Origin of the sequence: Arcobacter caeni (genome assembly GCF_003063245.1) — a bacterium.
In the GTDB taxonomy this organism is placed as follows: domain Bacteria; phylum Campylobacterota; class Campylobacteria; order Campylobacterales; family Arcobacteraceae; genus Aliarcobacter; species Aliarcobacter caeni.
In genome coordinates, this window is the sequence record NZ_MUXE01000051.1 from 1 (window position 1) to 603 (window position 603).

At 27.7% G+C, this 603-nt stretch carries 1 protein-coding gene; it reads left to right on the forward strand.

Annotated elements, in window-relative coordinates:
• The coding region (locus B0174_RS12260; RefSeq protein ID WP_165790431.1) for a cache domain-containing protein at nucleotides 1–603 on the forward strand (603 nt) is incomplete at both ends.

The following is a 603-nucleotide window of genomic DNA, read 5'->3' on the forward strand; positions in this document are numbered from 1 at the left end:
ATTTAACTTTTAGCAACAAATTATTATATGGTGTACTTACTGTACTGATTCTTACATCTATTATTACAACTTATTTAATCTATAACAAAGCTTTTGAAGCAACAAAAACAACTTCAGAAAAATATATGATTGAATTAGCTCATAAGAATGCTTTAGAAATAAAAGGGGATATTGAGAAATCAGTTGTATTAATTAAAACATTTAGTTCTACTTTAGAAACAGCCTTAAAAGAAGATTTTATTTATAGCAAGCCTGAACTAGTATCACTGATGAGTTCTGTATTAGAAAAAAATCCCTATATTGTAGGAGTCTGGTTATATCTTGAACCGAATACCTTTTATGAAAATAATCCTTCAATGGCAGGAAGGTATTCACATGATGAAAATGGTAGATTTTCCCCTTATGTATTAAAAAATAATGGAAGCCTAGATTTAATGTGGCAATATCCTGTTTTAAAAGCAAACTCTTGGATATTAGAACCTATGAGAACAGGTAAAGAGTTTATTTCTGAACCTTATAAATTTGTTGTTGATGGAGAAAATGTATTAAATACAACAGTATCAATACCTTTATTTAATAATAATGAAATAGTTGGTGTTGTAG